Below are 4697 nucleotides of genomic sequence, written 5' to 3'. Positions count from 1 at the left end.
CCAGAAAAAATACTCTATAAAGAGTATGGTTCACAAGGTGGGGAAGACCATCTCATTAACTCCTGTGTAATCTTAATAAGTGGGTTTCAGCAAACAAACGCCCTGTGTGATTCAGTGTGTGATTCAGTGTGTGATGACGGTAGGATCACCAGGCGCAGAGAAGGTATTTCACTATTGTCCGATCGGTTAACATCCAGGCTCTTCAATAGCGAACCTGACCGTACTCCAGGCACAGTTGAAGTCACGACACGCGCATCGCCATTAATAATTAATGCTGGCTTACCGATGGCCCCCAGAACCGGCAGCAGTAACCGATCCAGCGTCGAGACCAGAATATCCACTGCCGCAACACCAGCAAACTCCTCACCGATAAGCACCGGATGGGCTATCGTAATCGTGTAGGCACCATTGCAGATATAATCTACATAGGGTCCGTCGATGATGGGAAGGTGACGGCTGGCCGGCTGCCGGAACCACTCGAATAATCGGAAATCCAGACGCCTGCGTTGTTCTTGATTGTGTTCCAGTGGCGCATACTGAATGGTATTCCCTTCCTGACGCCACCATTCCAGCGTCCAGTAACCGTTATCCTCCCTCCCCGTCTTCTGTATCGCATAACTGGCAAATCCCGCCCCATTACACCAAACGTGATTACGCCGTAGTACATCTTGGATAGGTTTTTGCAATGCGTCGCGCTGCTCTTGCTCCAGACGAACACCTTTCGTTCGATATAACGGCAGCTCTAATAAAATACGCGCTGTCTTATCCGCTAAAGTTGTAGTAGCCCGCTGCGCGGCGATCAAGATATCGTCCAGGATATCCCTGGCTTGTTCTACGTGTATGTCGTTGTACATATGTCCCCCTTTTCCAGGGATGAATACAGTCGCATTACTCTCGATCAGATCTCTGCAAGAATGACGTATCAGTATCTATACGTAATTTGCATTCAAGCAGGTGGTCAGTAATTCGAGTAATCATCTTCTGTGCCAGCTGGTAACAGGCGAGGCCATCCCCCTTATACAGAGCGGCCAAGAGTGTATACCAGGCGGCAGCCACCTCGCTGTGAATAGCTGCCTCTCGATACAGAAGCACCATCAAAGGAACCCATTCAGCCTGTATCTCCAGCTCTTGATTGGCAAGCCTGGCCGACTGTGCCTGTGATGCCAGGGTTAACAGACAGCGCATATCTGTCTGTATACGGGCATCCGGCTGTGTCGCGCTAGCGAAGCTGTCAATGAGTTGCTCAAGTTTTATTAGTTCACCGGTTGTTGAACGTTGAGCCGCAAGCCTCGCACTGTGGCCAATCACTGCACAGTGAAACTCGCTGAAATCCGCCAGTTCACCTGAAGCCATCAGCCGCAATGGATGGTATTTCCGCATTGTTTCAACCGAAACCTGGCACACAAAACTACCGCCATGACGTCCGCGCCGAGTATCAATCAACTGCCTGGCACGTAGTGTGTTCAGGGCATCTCGAACAGTTACCGGTGACACGCCCAGCAGCCGCGACAACTCGTTTTCGTTAGGCAACTGCTCATCAGTTTGTAATATCCCGGAGATGATCGCATTACTTAAACGTTCCACCACCTGTTCGGTTCTGGTGGCCTGATCGAGTGGTGCGTAGACGATGGAATGTGCCGTCATTTTCTAACTCCTGATTGAAATGACACAGGGTTTCAGCATGTTTGCAAACAACGCTAAAAAATACCGTGGCGATGCAGCGCTTGCGCATCCTCCGGTACTGGTGTGATAGCATCCCAAAGTTCAGCCACTTTGCCGTTCTCGACGCGCCATAGCTCAAAATAACTGTGACGTGCTCCGGCAATATTTCCCTCTGAGTGGGTCAGAACAAACTGCCCGTCGGCTACTGTATGGTGGATTTTTGCATAATGCAGGCCCCGCCCTTCATCTTTAAGTTGTTTAAGAAACGCAATGACCGCAGCTGTACCATCAGGAATATCGGGGCTGTGTTGGCGAAACGCCTTACCATTGGTGTAATTTCCAAACTCATCATAGTGCCCTTCAATCAGGGTTCGTGTGAAAAAATCAACCACCAGTTCGCGGTTTTTTTCTCTGTCACGGTTATGGCCTGTTTCAGTCGGGCCATCTAACTGAGTTCGTCCACTGGCGTTGGGCGTGGACTGTGGTACCAGGCCGTCCCAATGTTCCGCGATTAATCCATCGGTAACCCGGTAAAGATCGAAACCGACTAACGGCTGATCGTCTAAACCCGTGAAACGGCCGTGGATAGCAACCAGATCACCGTCTTGTAGTACACGAAATGTTTCATGATGCAGTTCAGGATGTGACTGGACCCGCTCACGCAGTCCGATAAGTCCGTCTTTGACTAGTGGAGAATGTTCAATGAAATTCGGCGCAAAATAACGCCCAAGCGCCCCCACATCTCGGTCAGTAAAGAGTTCGTGGTGCGCACGTGATACCCGGTCGCGCAAAGATTCATTTTGATTCATTGTGTGTGTCCTTGTATCAATCATGGGAACTCATCACGTGTTTGATACGTGTGTATTCATCGAAGCCATAAGCCGACAAATCTTTACCGTATCCAGATTTCTTGAAGCCACCATGGGGTGCTTCTGCCGTAAGAGGAATGTGGGTGTTAATCCAGACAGTTCCAAAATCAAGCTCACGAGACAAGCGTAACGCGCGGCCATGATCGCGGGTCCAGACACTGGAGGCCAATCCGTACTTTACATCGTTAGCTTTCTCGATAGCTTCCTGTTCTGTCAGGAACTTCTGTACTGTGATAACAGGGCCAAAAATTTCAGTCTGAATCACTTCATCGTGCTGCTCCAGACCCGTAATCACTGTAGGTTCAAAATAATACCCCGAACGATTGGCCTGATGGCCTCCTGTCTCAATACGGGCATGCGCGGGCAGACGCGCAATAAACCCTTTGACCTGATCCAGCTGACGAATATTATTAAGCGGTCCATACAGCGCCTCTTTATCTTCTGGATCGCCAAAACGGATGGTTTTAGCTGCCGCCACCAATTTAGCGACGAAGATATCGTGAACAGATTCATGCACCAGCACACGTGAAGCCGCCGTGCAGTCCTGACCAGCGTTGAAGTACCCTGCGGTAACGATGGTATCCACTGCTTTGTTGATATCCGCATCAGCAAAAACAACCACCGGTGCTTTGCCACCCAGCTCCAGATGCGCTCTGGTGAGGTTAGCCGCCGCCGAAGAGGCAACCTGAAAACCTGCACGTATAGAACCGGTGATAGAAACCATCGCAGGCGTTTTGTGTGAAACGATCAGGGTGCCCGCGTTCGCATTACCCAATACCACGTTGAAGGCACCGGCAGGGAAAAACGGTGCGGACAGTTCAGCCAGTAACAGAGTACTCTCCGGTGTAGTATCACTTGGTTTAAGCACCACAGTATTACCTGCGGCCAGAGCAGGTGCTATCTTCCACACCGCCATCATCAACGGATAATTCCATGGGGTAACCTGGCCCACCACGCCCAGCGGTTCACGCCGGATACTGGTAGTCATATCAGGGAGATATTCAGCTGTAGCCTTGCCTTCTAAAAAACGAGCGGCACCGGCGAAGAAGCGGATATGATCCACAGACGTCGCAACTTCCTCAGAAGCAATCAGGTGTTTGAGCTGCCCTGTATTACGACTTTGCACTTCAATCAGACGTTCAGCGTTTTTTTCTATCGTATCAGCCAGCGCTAGTAACGCCCGCTGACGCGCCGAGGGCGTGCTGCGTCCCCATACTTTAAACGCCTCTTTAGCCGCTGTATAAGCATCATCAACATCCGCAGCGGTTGCATTAGGAGAACGCGCATAAAATTCACCTGTGACCGGGCTTACCAGATCAAAATATTCGCAACCGTTAGACTCAATATACTGACCATTAATGAAATGCCTGAGTGTGGGTATCGGCATGGTGACTTCCTCTCCTTATGGATTGAATGGATAAAATATAACCTATGATTTAATATATTTAACGGTTGCATTTTAGTCAAATTTGTAGCAAAAATGTAAAAAAAGAGAAAAGTTAGATACATACATGTAACTTTCAGAGTTTCCATCAGGAAAAAATATTTAAATCTGTGAGGAAGATCTAGGATTTCATGTGGTTCATGTCATTTCGATTGACGATAAAATTTAGGCTTGTTACTACATATTTTTTCGTATTATTCTTAATTTTTTGCATATATTTGCAAATTATCTAAATTATTACGCAAATAATTTCTGCATATCTGTTTAATTTGTTCTTCTAATTTCTTGCCTGACAGCCAGCAATAAGTTGGCATAAATTAAATAAAATGTGTCATGCAATTGTAATTGATTTGTTGTTCTTTTGATGAGTTACCTAAAAATCAAATGTTCAAATAGTAAACTCTGAATTTATTTTAATTGACTTTAACGTTATATTTGTTCATAAAAATCCCTCTACGCTAAATATTGAAATGGACTAAAAATTGACCTGAACACTTCGTTTACTTCAATTCTAATTAATTTTTTTGCCACATTTGTGATAAATGTCACTGACAGATATATATAATAAACTACCTTACTACCCATAATTTATATCATCAATATATTTATATTTAGTTGTCTATATATATCAGTCCAGTTAACTTAGGTAGAATTTTGTTTATTGACAAACAAAAAATAAACAAACCCATAAAAAAAATAAAATTGAATCATTAATATTAGGC

The 4697-nt window shown here is 46.3% G+C and carries 4 protein-coding genes; all 4 read right to left on the bottom strand.

The window, feature by feature from the left end; translation table 11 throughout:
* Positions 1-86 precede the first annotated feature (86 nt).
* From AAY47_RS19230 to AAY47_RS19215, 4 genes are read right to left on the bottom strand one after another with little or no spacing between them, the layout of a single operon-like run.
* Positions 87-854 carry a cache domain-containing protein gene (locus tag AAY47_RS19230; RefSeq protein WP_047771949.1) on the bottom strand — a complete coding sequence of 256 codons (768 nt, stop codon included), beginning with the start codon at positions 852-854 and terminating at the stop codon, positions 87-89.
* A 34-nt stretch (positions 855-888) separates the two neighbouring features.
* Complete coding sequence (locus AAY47_RS19225; protein WP_047771948.1) at positions 889-1644, bottom strand: FadR/GntR family transcriptional regulator; 756 nt, start codon at positions 1642-1644, stop codon at positions 889-891.
* 53 nt (positions 1645-1697) lie between these two features.
* Complete coding sequence (locus tag AAY47_RS19220; protein WP_047771950.1) at positions 1698-2471, bottom strand: nuclear transport factor 2 family protein; 774 nt, start codon at positions 2469-2471, stop codon at positions 1698-1700.
* A gap of 16 nt (positions 2472-2487) precedes the next feature.
* Positions 2488-3918, bottom strand: coding sequence for a gamma-aminobutyraldehyde dehydrogenase (locus AAY47_RS19215; protein WP_047771947.1), 1431 nt, complete (start codon positions 3916-3918; stop codon positions 2488-2490).
* Between the last annotated feature and the right edge of the window lie 779 nt (positions 3919-4697).

It is taken from the genome of Xenorhabdus griffiniae (genome assembly GCF_001028135.1).
In the GTDB taxonomy this organism is placed as follows: domain Bacteria; phylum Pseudomonadota; class Gammaproteobacteria; order Enterobacterales; family Enterobacteriaceae; genus Xenorhabdus; species Xenorhabdus bakwenae.
The sequence above is the reverse complement of the archived record's forward strand: the minus strand, read 5'-3'. Positions and strand labels throughout refer to the sequence as shown.

Excerpts from the sequence above, each read along its gene's own strand:
- AAY47_RS19230 (WP_047771949.1), bottom strand. The coding sequence starts at position 854 with ATGTACAACGACATACACGTAGAACAAGCCAGGGATATCCTGGACGAT.
- AAY47_RS19225 (WP_047771948.1), bottom strand. The coding sequence starts at position 1,644 with ATGACGGCACATTCCATCGTCTACGCACCACTCGATCAGGCCACCAGA.
- AAY47_RS19220 (WP_047771950.1), bottom strand. The coding sequence starts at position 2,471 with ATGAATCAAAATGAATCTTTGCGCGACCGGGTATCACGTGCGCACCAC.
- AAY47_RS19215 (WP_047771947.1), bottom strand. The coding sequence starts at position 3,918 with ATGCCGATACCCACACTCAGGCATTTCATTAATGGTCAGTATATTGAG.